This window comes from Kitasatospora sp. NPDC056138, assembly GCF_042264695.1.
Lineage (GTDB): Bacteria > Actinomycetota > Actinomycetes > Streptomycetales > Streptomycetaceae > Kitasatospora.
This window is the reverse complement of sequence record NZ_JBHJVK010000025.1, coordinates 62,041-79,921: the sequence shown is the minus strand read 5'-3', so window position 1 is coordinate 79,921 and position 17,881 is coordinate 62,041. Positions and strand designations below refer to the sequence as shown.

At 73.3% G+C, this 17,881-nt stretch carries 19 protein-coding genes and 1 pseudogene; 5 read left to right on the top strand and 15 right to left on the bottom strand.

Translation table 11 applies throughout. From position 1 onward, the window contains the following. Positions 1–22: 22 nt before the first annotated feature. The 3 genes from ACFC1R_RS17820 to ACFC1R_RS17810 form a co-directional block, all read right to left on the bottom strand. Positions 23–919 (bottom strand): redox-sensing transcriptional repressor Rex, encoded by an 897-nt coding sequence (locus ACFC1R_RS17820; RefSeq protein WP_375939512.1) that lies wholly within the window; start codon positions 917–919, stop codon positions 23–25. 125 nt (positions 920–1,044) lie between these two features. Then, the gene (locus ACFC1R_RS17815; RefSeq protein WP_375939510.1) at positions 1,045–1,761 is read right to left on the bottom strand and encodes an exonuclease domain-containing protein; all 717 of its coding nucleotides are present in this window, start codon (positions 1,759–1,761) and stop codon (positions 1,045–1,047) included. Between the two features lie 127 nt (positions 1,762–1,888). Then, positions 1,889–2,173: a glutaredoxin family protein gene (locus tag ACFC1R_RS17810; protein ID WP_375939508.1), complete on the bottom strand. Its 285-nt coding sequence runs from the start codon at positions 2,171–2,173 to the stop codon at positions 1,889–1,891. Between the two features lie 109 nt (positions 2,174–2,282). Here ACFC1R_RS17810 and ACFC1R_RS17805 point away from each other — a divergent pair, with 109 nt between their 5' ends. The 3 genes from ACFC1R_RS17805 to ACFC1R_RS17795 all read left to right on the top strand — a co-directional run bounded on the left by ACFC1R_RS17805 (position 2,283) and on the right by ACFC1R_RS17795 (position 6,270). Further along, positions 2,283–3,263 (top strand): HAD family hydrolase, encoded by a 981-nt coding sequence (locus ACFC1R_RS17805; RefSeq protein ID WP_375939506.1) that lies wholly within the window; start codon positions 2,283–2,285, stop codon positions 3,261–3,263. Positions 3,264–3,972: 709 nt separating this feature from the next. After that, a complete protein-coding gene (locus tag ACFC1R_RS17800; protein WP_375939568.1) occupies positions 3,973–4,734 on the top strand; it encodes an ECF subfamily RNA polymerase sigma factor, BldN family in 762 nt (253 codons plus the stop codon). Between the two features lie 273 nt (positions 4,735–5,007). Next, positions 5,008–6,270 (top strand): DUF5667 domain-containing protein, encoded by a 1,263-nt coding sequence (locus ACFC1R_RS17795; RefSeq protein ID WP_375939504.1) that lies wholly within the window; start codon positions 5,008–5,010, stop codon positions 6,268–6,270. A gap of 139 nt (positions 6,271–6,409) precedes the next feature. Here ACFC1R_RS17795 and ACFC1R_RS17790 read toward each other — a convergent pair whose 3' ends face one another. From ACFC1R_RS17790 to proC, 10 genes and pseudogenes are all read right to left on the bottom strand, one after another. Beyond that, positions 6,410–7,429: a lysophospholipid acyltransferase family protein gene (locus ACFC1R_RS17790; protein ID WP_375939502.1), complete on the bottom strand. Its 1,020-nt coding sequence runs from the start codon at positions 7,427–7,429 to the stop codon at positions 6,410–6,412. 7 nt (positions 7,430–7,436) lie between these two features. After that, the gene (locus ACFC1R_RS17785; RefSeq protein WP_375939500.1) at positions 7,437–8,486 is read right to left on the bottom strand and encodes an NAD-dependent epimerase/dehydratase family protein; all 1,050 of its coding nucleotides are present in this window, start codon (positions 8,484–8,486) and stop codon (positions 7,437–7,439) included. Between the two features lie 158 nt (positions 8,487–8,644). After that, positions 8,645–8,743, bottom strand: coding sequence for a 30S ribosomal protein bS22 (locus ACFC1R_RS17780; RefSeq protein ID WP_003948845.1), 99 nt, complete (start codon positions 8,741–8,743; stop codon positions 8,645–8,647). A gap of 156 nt (positions 8,744–8,899) precedes the next feature. Further along, on the bottom strand, positions 8,900–9,109 hold the full coding sequence (locus ACFC1R_RS17775; RefSeq protein ID WP_045305114.1) for a helix-turn-helix domain-containing protein: 210 nt from the start codon (positions 9,107–9,109) through the stop codon (positions 8,900–8,902). 83 nt (positions 9,110–9,192) lie between these two features. Then, complete coding sequence (locus tag ACFC1R_RS17770; protein WP_375939497.1) at positions 9,193–9,660, bottom strand: phosphatase; 468 nt, start codon at positions 9,658–9,660, stop codon at positions 9,193–9,195. A gap of 71 nt (positions 9,661–9,731) precedes the next feature. Next, positions 9,732–10,004 (bottom strand): annotated as a pseudogene (locus ACFC1R_RS17765) (phosphatase); the annotation flags it as partial. Further along, complete coding sequence (locus tag ACFC1R_RS17760) at positions 9,886–11,085, bottom strand: acetoin utilization protein AcuC (RefSeq protein WP_375939495.1); 1,200 nt, start codon at positions 11,083–11,085, stop codon at positions 9,886–9,888. The gene ACFC1R_RS17760 and the pseudogene ACFC1R_RS17765, both read right to left, overlap by 119 nt. A gap of 129 nt (positions 11,086–11,214) precedes the next feature. Continuing rightward, positions 11,215–12,396, bottom strand: coding sequence for an MFS transporter (locus ACFC1R_RS17755; RefSeq protein ID WP_375939493.1), 1,182 nt, complete (start codon positions 12,394–12,396; stop codon positions 11,215–11,217). Positions 12,397–12,508: 112 nt separating this feature from the next. Further along, on the bottom strand, positions 12,509–13,174 hold the full coding sequence (locus ACFC1R_RS17750; RefSeq protein WP_375939491.1) for an HAD family hydrolase: 666 nt from the start codon (positions 13,172–13,174) through the stop codon (positions 12,509–12,511). 24 nt (positions 13,175–13,198) lie between these two features. Continuing rightward, on the bottom strand, positions 13,199–14,023 hold the full coding sequence (gene proC, locus ACFC1R_RS17745; protein ID WP_375939489.1) for a pyrroline-5-carboxylate reductase: 825 nt from the start codon (positions 14,021–14,023) through the stop codon (positions 13,199–13,201). A gap of 208 nt (positions 14,024–14,231) precedes the next feature. Here proC and ACFC1R_RS17740 point away from each other — a divergent pair, with 208 nt between their 5' ends. Both ACFC1R_RS17740 and ACFC1R_RS17735 read left to right on the top strand, forming a co-directional pair. Then, positions 14,232–14,681: a hypothetical protein gene (locus ACFC1R_RS17740; protein ID WP_375939487.1), complete on the top strand. Its 450-nt coding sequence runs from the start codon at positions 14,232–14,234 to the stop codon at positions 14,679–14,681. Positions 14,682–14,770: 89 nt separating this feature from the next. Further along, complete coding sequence (locus ACFC1R_RS17735; RefSeq protein ID WP_375939485.1) at positions 14,771–15,217, top strand: hypothetical protein; 447 nt, start codon at positions 14,771–14,773, stop codon at positions 15,215–15,217. Between the two features lie 53 nt (positions 15,218–15,270). Here ACFC1R_RS17735 and ACFC1R_RS17730 read toward each other — a convergent pair whose 3' ends face one another. Together ACFC1R_RS17730 and ilvD are read right to left on the bottom strand one after the other, a co-directional pair. Next, positions 15,271–15,798, bottom strand: coding sequence for a hypothetical protein (locus ACFC1R_RS17730; RefSeq protein WP_375939483.1), 528 nt, complete (start codon positions 15,796–15,798; stop codon positions 15,271–15,273). Positions 15,799–15,970: 172 nt separating this feature from the next. Continuing rightward, positions 15,971–17,815 (bottom strand): dihydroxy-acid dehydratase, encoded by a 1,845-nt coding sequence (gene ilvD / locus ACFC1R_RS17725; protein WP_375939481.1) that lies wholly within the window; start codon positions 17,813–17,815, stop codon positions 15,971–15,973. Positions 17,816–17,881 lie beyond the last annotated feature (66 nt).

The window sequence follows — 17,881 nt, the reverse complement described above, 5'->3', positions numbered from 1 at the left end:
CTGACGCAGGTGTCGATACCGCTCACGCCGGCATCACCGCGGAGAGGTCGCCGTCGGTGCCCTTGGGTGCGGTCTTGCCGCCCTTGGCGGCCTCCGCCTTGTCGCCGCGCTCGGTGCGCTCCGCCTTGGCGGAGCCGCCTGCGGCGCGGCGGAGCTTGGCGGCGGCGGCGCGCACCGGGCCGGGTGCGCGGTCCAGCACGGAGTCGCCCGGGGTGGGCTCCTCGCCGGCCTTGCGCTGCTCGTGGAAGGCCAGGATCTGCAGCTCTATGGAGAGGTCCACCTTGCGCACGTCCACGCCGTCCGGGACGGTCAGCACGGTCGGTGCGAAGTTCAGGATGCTGGTGACGCCCGCCTCGACCAGCCGGTCGCAGACCTGCTGCGCGGCGCCCGGCGGGGTGGTGATCACACCGATGGAGACCTGCTGGCTCTCCACGATGGCTTCCAGCTCGTCCATGTGCCGCACCGGCAGGCCGGCGGCGCTGCTTCCCACCACGGTCGGGTCGGCGTCCAGCAGGGCCGCCACCCGGAAGCCACGGGAGGCGAAGCCACCGTAGTTGGCCAGGGCGTGCCCCAGGTTTCCGATGCCGACGATGACGACCGGCCAGTCCTGGGTGAGGCCCAGCTCACGGGAGATCTGGTAGACGAGGTACTCGACGTCGTAGCCGACCCCACGGGTACCGTACGAGCCGAGGTAGGAGAAGTCCTTGCGCAGCTTGGCCGAGTTCACCCCGGCCGCGGCGGCGAGCTCCTCGGAGGAGACCGTCGGCACCGAACGCTCGGAGAGCGCGGTGAGTGCCCGCAGGTACAGCGGGAGTCGGGCGACCGTCGCCTCCGGAATGCCCCGGGCACGCGAGGGTCGGCGCGCGGCGCCCTGGTCGGGCGTCTGCGAACTGCTCTGGGTGGATCGGCCGATTGCCACGGTGCTCCTGTGGGTGAAGCTGGGCTTTGACAGCCAGGCTATGCGTTTGTGAACGTGTGCACAAAGATGGTGTCCGATTTGTCCCCGCACAGTGATGCGCATCACGTCGGGTTCCGTGCCCGGCATCACTCGCCGCCCAGCGCCGTGCGGACCAGCCCCGGGGGCTCCACGCCCTGCGGCCACGGGCCGAACGGGGCCTGTCTGAGCACCAGCGCCGGCCGCTCGGACCGGCGCTGCGACAGCGCCCGCTTCAGCCTCGGCCACGGCACCGTGGCCGCCTCCCGCAGCGGGGCCGCCCACTCGGTCCGCGCGCACGAGGGCGTCCGTATGCAGTGCCGCAGCAGGTCGGCGGTGGCGCGGGCGTCACCCAGCGCCGAGTGCGCCGGGTACCAGCCCAGGCCCGCGGCCGCCACGCAGGCCGCCAGGCCGTAGCCGGGCGCGCCCGGGATGTGGCCGCGGGCCAGGCGCATCGTGCAGAGCAGCGGGACGGGCGGCAGCGGGACGCCGATCCGGGCGAACTCCCGTGCCAGGAAGGCGTGGTCGCAGGTGACGTGGTGGCCCACCAGCACCCGTCCGGCCAGCAGTTCCAGCAGGCGCGGGGCGACCTCGCGGAACCTGGGGGCGCCGACCACGTCGTCCTGGGTGATGCGGTGCACATGGGTCGGGCCGACCGGGCCCACCGGGTCGATCAGCGTGGCGAACTCGCCCTCGACCCGCAGCTGCCGGTCCAGCAGCACCACCGCGACCTCCACCACCCGGTGGCGCCACGGGCTGCGGCCGGTGGCCTCGACGTCGACCACCGCGTAGCCGCACCGGGCGGGGGCGTTCCGGCTGAGAAGCACGCGCGCTCTCCTCCGTCTCCAGCCCCCGACGGACAAAACCACTCGATCGTAAGCCGACCGAACGGGTGGGTCGAGTGAAGATCGCGGACCGCCGACCCCCGGGCGGCGCCCGCAGGGGGGACGGCGCTCAGGCCGAGAGCGCGGTGCGCAGCCTGCGCTCGTCCACCCGCCAGAAGTCGTGCTGGCGGCCGTCGACGAGGGTGACCGGGATCTGTTCCGCGTAGCTGCGGTAGAGCTCCGGGTCCTGGGTGATGTCCTTCTCCTCGAAGGACGCCCCCGTCTCCGCGGTCACCCGCAGGATCGTCTCGCGGGCGTCGTCGCACAGGTGGCAGCCGGGCTTGCCGATCAGGGTGACGGTACGGTCGGCCGGGTTCTTCGGGGCGCGTCGCAGCAGTGGGCTCACCCGGCCCATTGTGCTACCGCGCCGCACCAGCGGGGGCGACGGGGCGGACGTGCGGCGTTTACCCGTCCTGCACACCGTCGTCACGGGGAGACGCGGCCCGGCTGACTATGCTCGGTGCATGGCCGCGCTTCGAAGGCTCCACCAGGCAGGGCGTACCTCCACCGAGCGGACCGCCCTGGCGGGCGAGGCCGCCGCCGACGCGGCGAGCGCCGCCCTCAACCGGCCGGCCGGACCGGACGACGCCGGGGCGGACCGGGCGACCCAGGAGCCGAAGCGGCCCAAGCCCCCGAAGGCCCCCGTCGAGGACCACACCCCGACCCCCGGCGATCCGCAGGCCGCCGCGTTCTTCGACTGCGACAACACCATCCTGCGCGGCGCCGCGATCTTCTACCTGGGCCTCGGCCTGTACCGGCGCAGGTTCTTCACCCGCCGCGACGTGGCCCGGTTCGCCTGGCAGCAGGCCTGGTTCCGGCTGCACGGCGCCGAGGACCCCACCCACATCTCGGACGCCCAGGACACCGCCCTCGCCCTGGTCGCGGGGATGCACACGGCCGACCTGGAGCAGATCTGCGAGGAGATCTTCGAGCCGGTCATCGCGGAGAAGATCTGGCCGGGCACCCGGGCCCTCGTCCAGATGCACCAGGACGCGGGCCAGCAGGTCTGGCTGGTCACCGCGGCCCCGCAGGAGGTGGCCCGGATCATCGCCCGCCGCCTCGGGATGACCGGCGCACTGGGCACCGTCGCCGAGACCGTGGACGGCGTCTACACCGGCAGGCTGGTCGGCGGACTGCTGCACGGCCCGGCCAAGGCCGCGGCGGTCGGCGCGCTGGCCCGCCGCGAAGGACTCGACCTGGCCCGCTGCGCGGCGTTCAGCGACTCGGCCAACGACATCCCGATGCTGACCCTGGTCGGCCACCCCTACGTGGTGAACCCGGACGCCGCGCTGCTGCGGCACGCCCGCGCGATGGGCTGGCGGGTCCGGGACTTCAGGACCGGACGCAAGGCCGCCAGGACCGGCATCCCGGCGGCGGCCGCACTCGGCGTGCTGGCGGGCGCGGCGGCCGCCGCCGTCGCGATCCGCCGCAGGCACCACGCCTGAGCCTCCCGAAGACCGCTCCCGGTCCCCTGCCGACGAGGGCCGACGCGGGCCGGGGCGCGGGCCGGCCCGCGGCGCCCGCACGGTGACGCCACCGGCCGTGCGCCGTGCTGACGTTGCGTCACCCCGGACGGCCCGGCACCACCGCCGGGACGTCACCCGCAGGCGTCATCCTGCGAGTCGGCCCGTCGAACCGGTCACGCTTACGGGCTAACCGCCGTCACCGAGCGCAGCCTTCAAGTCGGTTCGGCCGTGACCGAATCCGATCGTTCGACGACTTGGGAAAGTCTGGGGTTGCCGAGGCCCGAGGCAGGGAAACCCCGTTCCCCGCTTGCAAATTGGTCACGTAGCGCGCACGGTCGATCACATTGAGCCGGGCGGCTGACGGCGCGTTCGGTCAGTTCCAGCTGAATATGCGCGAGAAGCGGATCTCAAACGACCACTTCGACCACAGGGTGTAGCTGTCATTGCACAAAGCGTTATTCTCTCCTGGATGCACGCCACCCATGCGTCCCCGTGACGGGTGCCCTGGGAGATGTGCGCTCCGCGCAGGCGGAGGTGATCCGTCCACAGTTCTGCCTCTGGGAGTCCCGTGTACCCACCCGTCCGGAACGACGCGCCTGCCACCTCCCGCCCGTCGTCCGCCACCCTGCGCCCCGGCCCCGGTACACACAGCTGGCACAGCAGGCGGCTCGACCGACTCTGGGACGCGATCCGCGAGTTCGAGCTCCACCTGCCCCAACCCGCCCTCGCCGGGCCCGCCTTGGCCGCCGCCGGACCGGCCTTCGCCGGGCCCGCCGCCCAGCGGCCGGGCACGCTGCTGCGCTCCACCGCGACCAGCGGCCCCGGTACCCGCAGCCGCAGCACCGTCGGCGGCACCAGCCGCAGCCGCACCAGGACCGCACCCAGCCCCGGCGTCGAGACCGAGCACAACCCGATCATGGAGCTGGTCGAGCGGGCCCAGAACGGCGAGAGCGAGGCGTTCGGGCGGCTGTACGACCACTACGCGGACACCGTCTACCGGTACATCTACTACCGGGTCGGCAGCCGGGCCACCGCCGAGGACCTCACCAGCGAGACCTTCCTGCGCGCGCTGCGCCGGATCGGCACCTTCACCTGGCAGGGGCGGGACTTCGGCGCCTGGCTGGTGACCATCGCCCGCAACCTGGTGGCCGACCACTTCAAGTCCAGCCGGTTCCGGCTGGAGGTCACCACCGGCGAGATGCTCGACTCCAACGAGTGCGAGCGCAGCCCCGAGGACTCGGTGCTGGAGTCGCTCTCCAACGCCGCGCTCCTGGACGCCGTCCGGCGGCTCAACCCGCAGCAGCAGGAGTGCGTCACGCTCCGCTTCCTGCAGGGGCTCTCGGTCGCCGAGACGGCCCGCATCATGGGCAAGAACGAGGGCGCCATCAAGACCCTCCAGTACCGCGCGGTGCGCACCCTCGCCAGACTGCTGCCCCCCGACGCACGATGAGCGACGTGCGGTGAACCCGGCCGTCCCGGTCGGCGCGTCCGACACGCCGTCACCATGCGTGCAGCACTTCGGACACGTCCGGGTGAATGGGCGGTCACATGATCAGTCGTGCGTAACCGACTCCCGGCACTGCTCGTTGGCCAGCGTGCAAACCCCCACCGGGCCCACGGTCAAGCAAGTTCAGGCCTCGTCACCCGATGGAGTGTTTTTGGCTCGCCGTGGCAACCGTCCGGCAGGCCGGGGTGTCGACAACGACGAAGGGAGGTGTGGCCCGTGACGGCAAACATGCTGGAGCACCGGCGGGCGAGGGCCTTCGCCGAGGCGCTGGAGGCCCACCGAGCAGAGACCAGAGCAGGCAACAGCCCAGCCGGCGACGGCCCACTGGGCAGCGGCTCGCCGGACAGCGGCCCCGAGCGCGGTTCCACCGCGATGGCGGAGCTGCTCGGTATGGCTCAGGCGCTCGGTTCGCTGCCCGCACCGGAGCTGAGCAGCGAGGCCAGATCGCTCCAACGCGCCCAGCTGATGGCCGCGTTCGAGCGGGAGTGGGCCGGTGGCACGGCGCACGACGGCGGTCCGGCGGTCCGGGTGCCGCAGCAGCGGCGGCACCGGGCGGTCAGGGCCATCCGGGGCAGCCGCTGGGGCCGACGGCTGGCGATCGGCGGCCTGGTCGCCGGAGTTGCGGTCGGCAGCTTCGCCGGCGCCGCCGCCGCCAGCTCCAACGCGCTTCCGGGAGACGCGCTCTACGGGATGAAGCGCGGTCTGGAGGGCATCCGGCTGGACTGGGCCGGTTCGGACGCCGAGCGCGGTTCGCTGCTGCTCGACCAGGCCTCGACCAGGCTGGAGGAGGCTCAGGGCCTGCTCGGCCGGTCGAGTACGTCGTCCGGACTCAGCTCGGGCACGGTCGACCAGCTCCGCCGGGCGCTGGACGACATGCACGCCGAGGCCATCCGCGGCCGGGAGCTGCTGCGCTCGGTGTACCGCAGCAACGGCTCGCTGGCCCCGATGCGCACGCTGGCCACCTTCGCGGACGGCGAGGACGAGCGCTGGGCCGCCCTGCAGAGCCGGCTGCCGCAGCAACTCACCAGGCAGGCGAGCAGGGTGGACTCGCTCTTCGACCAGATGAGCGAGGACGTCGCCCCGCTCCACCTGGATCAGCCGCCGCTCAAGGGATCCCCGGTTCCCGGTGGCACGGCCGACGGCACGGGGCAGCAGTCCCCGGGCGGTTCGGCGGCGGATCCGGCCCAGGGCGGCGCCCCGCACGGTTCGGCGAAGGGGCCGGGCGCGTCCGGCAGCTCCAACGCCACCACCGGCGGCGGTGCTTCGGCGCCGGGCAAGGCTCCCGGCCCGGTCGGCGGCCTGGTGGACCAGCTGACCAGCGGCCTCACCGGCCACGGTGCCACCCCCAGTGCCCCCGCCCCCGGCAAGCCGGTCGGCACGCCCGCACCGTCGCAGTCGCCGAGCGGCGCCTCCGACGGCCAGGGCATCGACATCCCACCGCTCATCCCCGGTCTCCTCCCGGGCCTGACCCTGGGCTGAGGTCCCGACCCGCACGTGGTGGCCGTGAGTCGGCGTACTCGCGGCCACCTGCGGTTTTCCGGGGCCGGCGGCCTGCGCTCCGGGTGCCCTCCGGGACGCAGGGAGAGCCCGGAGGGGCGATCCGCCCAGCAGGGCCCGCTCAGAAGAAGACCGAGCGGCGCTGCACGAGCAGCTTGTACAGGGTGTGCTGGATGGTCTCGCGCACCTGGTCGGTCAGGTTGAAGACGAGCATCGGGTCGTCCGCCGCCTCCGGCGGGTGGCCGTCGGTCGGGATCGGTTCGCCGAACTGGATGGTCCACTTGGTGGGCAGCGGGACCGCCCCGAGCGGCCCGAGCCACGGGAACGTCGGCGTGATCGGCACGTACGGCAGGCCGAGCAGCCGGGCCAGCGTCTTGGCGTTGCCGATCATCGGATAGGTCTCCTCCGCCCCGACGATCGAGCAGGGCACGATCGGCACCTGCGCCCGCAGCGCCGAGGCGACGAATCCGCCGCGCCCGAAGCGCTGCAGCTTGTACCGCTCCGAGAACGGCTTGCCGATCCCCTTGAAGCCCTCGGGCCACACCCCCACCACCTCGCCGCGTTCCAGCAGCGCCTGGGCGTCCTCGTTGCAGGCCAGGGTGTGCCCGGCCTTCCTGGCGAGTTCGCCCGCCACCGGCAGGACGAAGACCAGGTCGGCGGCGAGCATCCGCAGGTGCCGCTGCCTGGGGTGGTGGTCGTGAATGGCGACCTGGGTCATCAGGGCGTCCAGCGGGACGGTGCCGGAGTGGTTGGCGACGATCAGCGCGCCGCCCTCGCTCGGGATGTTCTCGATCCCCCGCACCTCGACCCGGAAGTACTTCTCCGCGAGCGGGCGCAGCGCCGACAGGAAGACCTCTTCGGTGAGTTCGCGGTCGAAGCCGAACTCGTCCACCTCGTAGTCGCCGGTGATCCGGCGGCGCAGGAAGGCGAGGCCGTTGGCGGCGCGGTCCTCCCAGCCCTTGCCGAAGGCGCGGGTGGCGGCCGGGCCGAGCTTTCCGGCCAGCGCGCCGCCGACGGCCTCGGCGACGCGGTCGGCGAACCGCTCCGCCGCGTCCCCGGTCCGGCCGCCGTGCCAGCTGGGCGCGGACTCGATCGGGATGACCTTGGCCTCGCCCCTGGCGTACTCTCTCGCGGCAGTCATCGCGGCCTCAGCTCCTCGGGGCGTCGGTGTGGTCGGTGCCGAGCAGCGCGGTCAGCCGGTCGGTGACGGCGGTGAGGCGTTCGGGCGGCAGGAGTCCGGCGGACTGCGCGGCGGCGAAGTCGGCGAAGGCTTCCGGTGTGGTGAACTTCGGTACGTACCCGAAGGTTTCGCGCAGCTGCGTGGTGTCCACCACCCGGCCGTGGGTGAGCAGCCGGATCTGCTCGGGCGAGATGTCGGCGAGCCTGGTCTGCCGGACCACGCTCGCGACCAGGCCGAGTGCGGGCAGCAGCAGCGGCACGGTCGGTCTGCCCAGGCGCCGGGCGCACTGGGAGAGCAGCAGGACACCGTCGCCGGCCACGTTGAAGGTGCCGGTGTTGGTGCTGCCGGGCCCGGCCTCGCCGGCCGCCAGCCGCAGGACCTCGACGGCGTCGTCCTCGTGGATGAACTGCAGGCGGGGGTCGTACCCGAGCACGGTCGGCAGGACGGGCAGCGCGAAGTACTCGGCGAGCGGGGTGTCCCCGGCCGGGCCGACGATGTTGGCGAAGCGCAGCACGGTGACCGCGACGTCGGGGCGGCGGCGGGCGAAGCCGCGTACGTACCCCTCGACCTCGGCGGCGTCCTTGGCGAAGCCGCCGCGCGGCAGGTCCTTGGGCTGCATCCGCTCGCCGAAGACCGCCGGGTCGCGGGGCGCGGAACCGTAGACCCCGGTGGTGGACTTCACCACCAGGCGGCGCAGGCCCGGGGCCTTCTGGCAGGCGCCGAGCAGCTGCATGGTGCCGATGACGTTGGTCTCCTTCACCGCCGTCCGGCCGCCGGGGCCGGTGGCGCTGACGGTGAGGTGGACCACGGTGTCGACGCCGTACTCGGCCATCACGCGGGCGATGGAGGGACGGCGCAGGTCGACCTGGACGAACCGGCAGCCGGCCGGCAGTTCGCGGTACGGCGGGCGGACGTCCACACCGACCACCAGGTCGACATCGGGGGCGCGGCTGACCTCCGCCGCGAAGCGGGCACCGAGATGGCGTGCCACGCCGGTGACGAGCACGACCCTACCCACTGCCTCGTGTCCTCCTCGCCGCCGTGTCCGGGGCTCGAACCCCTGAGTGCACCGTACCGCGCGGGTGTTTCCGCACCGAAAACGCCACCGCCCGCCCGGACGGAAATTCGTCTGGGCGGGCGGTGGATCCACCTGGTGCGCGGGGCGTCCCGGAGGTGTTACTTCTTGTTGCGACGCTGAACGCGAGTGCGCTTCAGAAGCTTGCGGTGCTTCTTCTTGGCCATACGCTTGCGACGCTTCTTGATGACAGAGCCCACGGAACTACCCTCGCTCACTCAGACTCTCGCCCGTGAGAGACGGAGTCCATACGACTGACGGAGGGCCTAGCCTACCGTCCGGATGACCAGCACTGTAATCGCGGCCGGGACAAACGGTTAATCGGCGGCGAACGACCCTGCCCGGTCGACTCGTGCCTACGCGCTCTCGAGCCGCACGTAGGACTCCTTCAGGTACTCGTGGACCGCCTGTTCGGGCACCCGGAAGGAGCGGCCGACCCGGATGGCCGGAAGCTCTCCGCTGTGCACCAGGCGGTAGACCGTCATCTTCGACACCCGCATCACCGAGGCAACCTCCGCCACGGTCAGGAAGACGACCTCCTGCAGGGGGCGTTCGCCAGCACTCATGACCTCACCCGACCCTTACCCGTGTGCAAGGCACCGGCTTCCCCTCCGGTGACTCCACCGGCACACGTGTATCCCCAGAGTAGTTATGGGTGGTACCAGTGGGAAGAGGGGGAAGCCCAGTCTCTGTACGGTGCGAGATCCGCCCGTTGCAGTACGTAGTCACTCGGCGCCCTGTAGCAGTCCGGGTGCGCACCGCCGTCCACCGGCACCGCGGCCGCGACCGTGCCCTCGGCCTCGCCGACGAACGGCGCGGGGTCGTCGGAGTCCGCGAGCCCGGCCGCCGGCACCCCCGGCCGGCTGGCCCCGCAGCGCCGGCCGGGGTCGCCCAGCACCAGGCCGGGCGGCGCCTGTCCCTCGGCGGCGAGGGCGCTCAGGGCCAGCCGTACGGGCTGCGGGGAGTGGGTGTGCAGCAGGCCGCCGGTGGTTCCGCGGGGGATTCTTCCGTTTCGGCCCGGTGCGGCGTCAAGGGATCGGACCACCGCCACCGGGCCGAGGTGGTCGAGGGTGCAGGTGCGCTGCCCGTCCGGGGTGGGCTCACGGAAGCGCGCCACGCGCCGGTGTGAGCGCGGCGCACCCCGATGCCTCCGGTGCCCGTCCGAGCGCCCCCTTGGAAGGCGGGCAGCCCGGTCGGGTGCCCGGTTACCGCGAGCACCCGCCCCCGGCGGCCGGCGGTGCGGCGCAGCAGGGCGGCGGGCCGGTCCAGGGCGTCCAGGGTGCGTGCGGGGTCGATGGTGTCCCGGCCGCGGCCGGCCCGGTGCCCGTCGGCTCCCGGTTCGTCACGGCAGGAGGCCGTGGTGCGGGTAGACCGCGCGGCGGGCGGCCAGGATCGCCTGGTCGAGTCGGTCGCCGGGGTCGTAGCCGTGGTCGTGGAAGTCCCGCCAGTGCGGCTCGGCACCGTCGGTCATCCGCAGCGGGGCCTGCCGCCCGGTGCGGCGGAGGACCTCGGCCCGCCAGCCCTCCGGGGTCTCGGTGGCCGGGTCGACCGGCTGCCCCGCGGCGGTGGCGACCAGGTGGGTCCAGGCGCGCGGGACCACGTCCACCACCGCGTAGCCGCCCCCGCCGGTGGCGACCCAGCGGCCGTCGGCGTACCGGTGGGCGAGCTCGTGCATCGACTCGGCGATGATCCGCTGGGCGTCGACGGTGACCGCCAGGTGCGCGAGCGGGTCCTCGACGTGGGTGTCGGCGCCGTGCTGGCTGACCAGGACCTGCGGCCGGAAGGCGGCGAGCAGTTCGGGCACCAAGGCGTGGAAGGCGCGCAGCCAGCCGCTGTCGCCGGTGCCCGCGTGCAGGGGCAGGTTGGCGGCCGAGCCCGGTGCGTTCGGGCCGCCGGTCTCGGTGGACCAGCCGGTCTCCGGGAAGAGCGTGGCCGGGTGCTCGTGGATCGACACGGTCAGCACCCTGGGGTCGTCCCAGAACGCCTGCTGCACACCGTCCCCGTGGTGCACGTCCACGTCCACGTAGGCGACCCGCTCCGCGCCCAGCTCCAGCAGGCGGGCGATGGCGAGCGCCGGGTCGTTGTACACGCAGAATCCGGAGGCGCGGCCGGGCATCGCGTGGTGCAGCCCGCCCGCGAAGTTGACGGCGTGTCGGGCCTCGCCGCTCCAGACCGCCTCGGCGGCGGCCACCGACTGACCGGCGATCAGCGCCGAGGCGGTGTGCTGCGCGGCGAACGCCCAGTTGTCCTCGGTTCCCAGACCGTGCCGCCGGTCGGTGCTGCCCGGGTCGGCGGCGACGCGTCTGACCGCCTCCACGTACTCGCCGGTGTGCACCAGCCCCAGGGTGGAGTCGCCGGCGGGCGGCGCGGCCCGTACGGTCACGCCGGGTGCGGTGGTCAGGCCGAGGGCCTCGACCAGTCGCATGGTGAGCGCCAGCCGGGTCGGGTCCATCGGGTGGCCGGGGCCGAAGTCGTAGGCGGTGACGGCCTCGTCCCAGTAGAGGTGCAGGCCGCAGGGGGTGTCACGCTCGGCTTCGGACATGCCACCACGGTAGTGCACGGGCCTGCGCCGGGTCCGGCGGCGACCCCCGGCCCCGGACCGGCCTCGCGCGTCAGGACGCACCGCCCTGCGGGGGCGGCCGCGCCCCGGCCGCACGCCCGGCCTCGCGCGTCAGGACGCCCGGTGCTGCCGGTCCGGGGCGAAGTGGTTGCCGAGCGGGACGATCAGGAGGATCAGGGCGAGCGGGGCGAGCAGGGCCAGCCGGTAGGAGGCGGCGTCGGCGAGGGCGCCGACCAGGGGGGAACCCACCAGGAAGCCCACGTAGTTGAAGAGGTTGAGCCGGGCCACGGCGGCGTCGGAGTCCTGCGGGAAGAGCCGTCCGCCCGCCGCGAAGACCTGCGGGATGATCGCGCAGATGCCCAGGCCCAGCAGGGTGAACCCGGCGATGCCGACCGCGGGCCCCGGCGCCGCCGCGGCGATCGCGAACCCGAGCGCGGCCACCGCCGCACCGGTCCGCACCACGGTCACCGGCCCCCACCGCTGCACCCCCCGGTCGCCGAGGGTGCGGCCGAGCAGCATGGCGACCATGTACCCGAGGTAGGACAGCTTGGCCACGTCGTCGGCGCTGTGCAGCCCGTCGGTGAGGTACTTGACGCTGTAGTTGGAGACCGAGGCGTCCGCGATGTAGGCGGCGGCCATCGCCAGGCAGAGCGGCAGCAGCGGTCGCCACGGGATGGACCGGGCCGCCGCCTCGGCCGCCTCCCGTACCGCGTCGCCGAGTTCGGCCCGCCCGGGGAAGCGCGTACCGGCCAGCAGTGCCAGCGGGACGAGTACCGCCGCGGTGGTCCCGAACAGCGCGAACAGGCTCAGGTCGTCGTGCGCGCCGAGCCAGGCGATCCCGCCGCCGAGGATGGCGCCCAGGCTGAAGGCGGCGTGGAAGCCGAGCATGATGCTGCGCCCGTACCGGTGCTGGAGACCGACCCCGAGCATGTTCATGCTCGCGTCGAGCGCGCCGACCAGCAGCCCGAACAGCCCTAGTGCCAGGGCGAGTTGCCAGAGCCGGTCGCCGAACCCGGCCGCGGCGAGGGTGAGGCAGACGGCGGGCTGGACGATCCGCAGCACCCCGCGCGCGCTGCTCCGCTTCACCAGCTGCTCGGAGCCGACCGAGCCCACCCCGGCCAGGACCGGCACGGCCGCGAGGAACACCGGCAGCAGCGAGTCGCTCAGCCCGTACCGGTGCTGGATCTCGGGGATGCTGGTCACCAGCAGCGCGAACGCGGTGCCCTGCAGCAGGAAGCCGACCGCCAGCGCGGTCCGGGCCTGGCGCAGTCTTCCGTCCACGGTCTGCCGCATCGCCGCCCCCGCTCCCCGACGCTACCTGCCGGTACGAAAGATGTTGGCCGCGAGCGTAGGTCCTTCGGGGCGGTTGCGGGAGGGGTCCGGCCGGACTCTCTTGCGGAGGACCTCAGCCGCCCGTGCCGAGCCCCACCAGGTCGAGCAGCTCCGGGAGTTCGGTGAGCAGCCCGTTCGCCCCGGCGGCGGTGAGCCTGGCGGGGTCGGTGAGGGCCGCGTAGCCGTACACGTCCATCCCGGCCGCGCGGGCGGCGAGGACGCCGTTGCGGCTGTCCTCGACCACCAGGCAGCGCGAAGGGTCCACCCCGAGGGTGCGGGCCGCGTGCAGGAAGAGGTCGGGGGCGGGCTTGCCGACGCCGACGTCCTGGGCGCTGAAGATCCGTTCCTCCGCGTGGTACCCGCGCAGGCCGGTGAGGTCGAGCGCGGTGCGGATCCACTCGTGGTGCGCCGAGGAGGCCACGCAGTACGGGATCCCGGCCTGCTGAAGGGCCTTGAGCACCTGCTCGGCGCCGCGCACGGCGGTGAGTTCGCTCCGGAAGGCGGTGAACACCCGGTCGTGGAAGAGCCTGTCGAAGCCCTCCGGCAGCCGCGCCCCGTACCGCTCGCCGATGACGTCGTGCACGGTGTGCGCGGCGCAGCCCATGAAGTCCCGGTAGGAGTCCTCGACGGCGGTGGGGTAGCCGAGTTCGGTCAGGTACTCGGCCAGCGTCCGGTTGGAGATCGGCTCGCTGTCCACGAGCACACCGTCATTGTCGAAGATCACCAGGTCGTAGGTCACCGGCCCCAGGCTACTTGGCCCCGCTCACCTGCCGCCGCCCGCCAGTTCGCGGGAGCGGTCGCGGGCCGCCTCCAGCGCGCCGAGCAGTGCGGCCCGGACGCCGTGGTTCTCCAGCTCGCGGATGGCCGCGATGGTCGTCCCGGCCGGGGAGGTGACCGCTTCGCGCAGCTTGACCGGGTGCTCGCCGGAGTCCCGCAGCATCACCGAGGCGCCGATCGCCGACTGCACGATCAGGTCGTGCGCCACCTGCCGGGGCAGCCCGAGCAGGATGCCCGCGTCGGTCATCGCCTCCACCAGGAAGTAGAAGTACGCCGGGCCCGAGCCGGACAGCGCGGTGGCCGCGTCCTGCTGGGACTCCGGCAGCCGCAGCGCCTTGCCGACCGAGCGGAAGATCTCCTCCGCCCGTGCCAGGTGGACCTCCTCGGCGTGCGAGCCGCCCGAGATCACGCTCATGCCCTCGTCCACCAGCACCGGCGTGTTGGGCATCACCCGGACCACCGGCGTACCCGCCGCCAGCCGTGCCTCGAACCAGGCGGTCGGGATGCCGGCGGCAGCCGAGATCACCAGCCGGTCGGCACCGATGTGCGGGGCGAGTTCCTCCAGCAGGGCGCCCATGTCCTGCGGCTTCACGGCCAGGATCAGGGTGTCCGCGAGCTTGGCCGCCTCGGCGTTGGAGACGGTGGTGACCCCGTAGCGGGCGGAGAGCTCGGCCGCCCGCTCCGGACGGCGGGCGGTGACCAGGACGTCCGCCGGGTCCTTGCCCGCCCGCAGCAGACCGGAGAGCAGGGCCTCCCCGATCTTGCCGGTGCCGAGGAAGGCGATCTTCTGCCCGTGTGCACTGCTGCTCATGGCCGCTCCTTGGGTACGGTGTCCGGCCATCCTCGCACTCCGGGCACTCGTGGCACGGCCGCGTCCAGCCCTCGGTCGGGCGACCTCGGCCGCCGCTGTCCGAAGCCGCCCGTCCGCCCGCACGGCACCGCCCCCGGCGGCCCCCTTACGGGGAAACTCAGGGTCCGCCGCCCTGGCGTCCGGGGCCCGCGCGGCGCACCGTGGAGCCATGGGACACGCAGATTTGTCACGGAGTGAGACCCGGCAGCTCGCCGTAGCATCGGCGACGCTCGGGCCCTGGCGGACGGCTGCGGCCGTCGGCGTGGTGGTCGGCGGGGCGGCGCTCGGGGTGGACGCCGTCACCGGTCACTGGTCCATGGACATCCTGGCCGGACCGGTCGGGCTGGCCCTGTTCTTCTTCTTCCTGGTCGGCACGGTGGGCGGGAAGCTCCGCCGGGACACCGCGGACCGGCGGCTGGCCCGCTGGGCCGACGAGCACCCGTGGCGGTCGGCGCTGCCCGCCGCCGGCGCCCTGCTGGTGCTGAACACGCTGGCCCTCGCCCTGCTGGGCGGTTGGGGACTGTTCGGCGCGCTGTTCGGCTCGCTGCTGCCGGCGGGCATCCTGCTGGTGGTCGCCGGGGTGGTCGGTTCGGTGAAGCGCGCCAGGCGCGGCGCGTAGCGCGGCCGGCGGCCCGGGGCGGTCACGGTTCCCGTACAACCGGCCGCCCCGCCCGCGTGTTTGCCGTTCCGGCTCGACATACTGACCGGGTGCCGACAGCCGAAGACCCGCATCCGCGCCCCGGGGACGAGCCTGCGGGCGACCCGTTCGAAAACCTGGTCCTGGACGAGGAGTTCGTCCGGTCCGCGACCGTGAAGGAGCAGTCCGGACGCGCCCGGATGCTCGCCGCCAGGTGGCAGCACGAGCCCCCGGAACCCGTCCGGCCGCAGACTCCGGCACGGCGTCGGCCCGGCGGCGTCGGCCGGCTGCGCGGCCCGGCCGACCGGCGCTGGCAGTCCTGGCTGATCGTGGCGCTGGTCATCGGCCTGGTCCTGCTCAGCCTCCAGCTCGCGACGGGCGGCAGGCCGGCACCGCCGCCCCCGGTGGTCCAGCAGACCCGGACCCCGCTCGCGCCGCAGACCTCACCCGCGCCGACGCCCGGCACAAACACCCCGGTGGCCAGCCCGGTGGCCAGACCGGTCGGCTGGACGCCGTAGGGCGCCTTCCCGGGCGCTCCCCCGCGGACGCCGGACGGGACCGCCCGGCGGCGTCAGCGCTTGCGCCTGCCGTTCCTGCCCTGGCCGCCCGGCCGACCGCCCCGGTCAGCCTGCCTGCGCTCGTACCGCGCCCGCGCCCGGTCGTACTCCGCGCGCTTGACGCCCTCGCCGGGGGCCTCGACCAGGCTGCGGACGAAGTACGCGACCAGCGCGCCCACCACGCCGATCAGCCAGACCGCACCGAGCGACCTGTCCTCGGCCATCCAGCCGGTCAGCGAGTCCCGGCCCTCGGCGAGCAGCTTCCAGTTGCGCAGGGCGGCGAGACAGGAGCAGACGCCGATGGCGGCGATCAGCAGCCCGTAGACGAAGCCGCCGGACTCGGACAGCCGGACGCCCGCGACGGCGAAGCGCAGGACCAGCGCTCCGGCGACGGTGCAGACCAGCGCACCGACCGGGACGAGTACCCGGCGCACCCGGTAGTCGGGGCCGCGGTCGACCCAGCTGGTCCCGAACCAGCGGACGGGCTCCGGCTCGGGGGCTCCGGACGGGGGCGTGCTGGGGGTGGTGCGCTGCTCGGTCACGGGTCCGATTATGACCCGGGCCCCTTCCCGGACCGCGAAGACGACGGCCGGCCCCCGCGCAGAGTGACGACCGGGGCTCGAAGGGCACCGCCGGCCCCGGCGGGAACGCCGGGGGAACGCCGGAGGGAACCGTCCGACCGTGCGGCGGTCCCCTCCGGGTGGGGCGGGTGCGTCAGCCGAGCCTGCTCACGTCGCGGACGGCGCCCTTGTCGGCCGAGGTGGCCATCGCCGCGTACGCCCGCAGCGCGGCGCTGACCTGGCGCTGGCGGGACTTGGGCCGGTAGCCGCCCTCGGACTCCAGCTTGAGGCGCCGCTCGTGCAGCTCCTCGAAGGAGACCTCCAGGTTCATCTTCCGGCCGGGGATGTCGATCGTGATGACGTCGCCGTCCTCGATCAGCGCGATGGCGCCGCCGGAGGCCGCCTCGGGCGAGACGTGGCCGATGGACAGGCCCGAGGTGCCGCCGGAGAACCGGCCGTCCGTGATCAGGGCGCAGGACTTTCCGAGACCGCGGCCCTTCAGGAAGGACGTGGGGTAGAGCATCTCCTGCATGCCGGGGCCGCCCTTGGGACCCTCGTAGCGGATGACGACGACGTCGCCGTCCTTCACCCGCTTGGCGAGGATCGCCTCCACCGCGTCGTCCTGGGACTCGACCACGACCGCCGGGCCGCTGAAGGTCCAGATGGACTCGTCCACGCCCGCGGTCTTCACCACGCAGCCGTCCTCGGCGATGTTGCCGTAGAGCACGGCGAGGCCGCCCTCCAGGGAGTAGGCGTGCTCGATGTCGCGGATGCAGCCGCGGGCCGCGTCGGTGTCCAGCGTCTCCCAGCGCTCGGACTGCGAGAAGGCGGTGGCCGACCGGACGCAGCCGGGGGCGGCGTGCCACAGCTCGACGGCCTCGGCGGACGGTGAACCGCCGCGCACGTCCCAGGTCTTGAGCCACTCGGCGAGCGAGTCGGAGTGGACGGTGTGGACGTCCTCGTTGAGCAGTCCGGCGCGGTAGAGCTCGCCCAGGATGGCGGGGATGCCGCCGGCCCGGTGGACGTCCTCCATGTAGTAGCTGCCGTTGGGGGCGACCTTCGACAGGCACGGCACCCGGCGCGAGATGGCGTCGATGTCGCGCATGTCGAAGTCCAGCTCGGCCTCCTGGGCGGCGGCGAGCAGGTGGAGGATGGTGTTGGTGGAGCCGCCCATCGCGATGTCGAGGGCCATCGCGTTCTCGAAGGCGGCCCGGGTGGCGATGTTGCGCGGCAGGACGGACTCGTCGTCCCCGTGGTAGTGCCGCCTGGCCAGCTCGACCACGTTGTGCCCGGCGCGCTCGTAGAGGGCCTTGCGGGCGGTGTGGGTGGCCAGCACCGAGCCGTTGCCGGGGAGCGAGAGGCCGATCGCCTCGGTGAGGCAGTTCATCGAGTTGGCGGTGAACATGCCCGAACAGGAGCCGCAGGTCGGGCAGGCGTTCTCCTCGATGATCGCGATGTCCTCGTCGGAGACGTTCTCGTTGACCGCCTGCGAGATCGCGTCGACCAGGTCGAGCTTGCGCACGGTGCCGTCGACCAGGGTGGCCTTGCCGGCCTCCATCGGACCGCCGGAGACGAACACCGTCGGGATGTTGAGGCGCAGCGCGGCCATCAGCATGCCGGGGGTGATCTTGTCGCAGTTGGAGATGCAGATCAGCGCGTCGGCGCAGTGCGCGTTGACCATGTACTCGACCGAGTCGGCGATCAGGTCGCGGGAGGGCAGCGAGTAGAGCATGCCGGCGTGGCCCATCGCGATGCCGTCGTCCACCGCGATGGTGTTGAACTCGCGCGGGATGCCGCCCGCCTCCTTGATCGCGTCGGAGACGATCCGGCCGACCGGCTGGAGGTGGGTGTGCCCGGGGACGAACTCGGTGAACGAGTTGGCCACCGCGATGATCGGCTTGCCGAAGTCCTCCCGGGCTACGCCCGCCGCCCTGAGAAGCGCCCGGGCGCCAGCCATGTTGCGACCGTGGGTGACCGTACGGGACCTCAGCTCGGGCATTCGCTCCACTCCTTCGGAGACTGCGCGCGGCCGTCTGCTTCGGTTGAGGGGGCGCAGGGCCGCTGT

Coding starts and splice junctions, on each gene's coding strand:
- ACFC1R_RS17755 (WP_375939493.1), bottom strand. CDS start 12,396: ATGCGGCAGACCGTGGACGGAAGACTGCGCCAGGCCCGGACCGCGCTG.
- ACFC1R_RS17790 (WP_375939502.1), bottom strand. CDS start 7,429: ATGACTGCCGCGAGAGAGTACGCCAGGGGCGAGGCCAAGGTCATCCCG.
- ACFC1R_RS17810 (WP_375939508.1), bottom strand. CDS start 2,173: ATGGGCCGGGTGAGCCCACTGCTGCGACGCGCCCCGAAGAACCCGGCC.
- ACFC1R_RS17805 (WP_375939506.1), top strand. CDS start 2,283: ATGGCCGCGCTTCGAAGGCTCCACCAGGCAGGGCGTACCTCCACCGAG.
- proC (WP_375939489.1), bottom strand. CDS start 14,023: ATGAGCAGCAGTGCACACGGGCAGAAGATCGCCTTCCTCGGCACCGGC.
- ACFC1R_RS17740 (WP_375939487.1), top strand. CDS start 14,232: ATGGGACACGCAGATTTGTCACGGAGTGAGACCCGGCAGCTCGCCGTA.
- ilvD (WP_375939481.1), bottom strand. CDS start 17,815: ATGCCCGAGCTGAGGTCCCGTACGGTCACCCACGGTCGCAACATGGCT.
- ACFC1R_RS17760 (WP_375939495.1), bottom strand. CDS start 11,085: ATGTCCGAAGCCGAGCGTGACACCCCCTGCGGCCTGCACCTCTACTGG.
- ACFC1R_RS17775 (WP_045305114.1), bottom strand. CDS start 9,109: ATGAGTGCTGGCGAACGCCCCCTGCAGGAGGTCGTCTTCCTGACCGTG.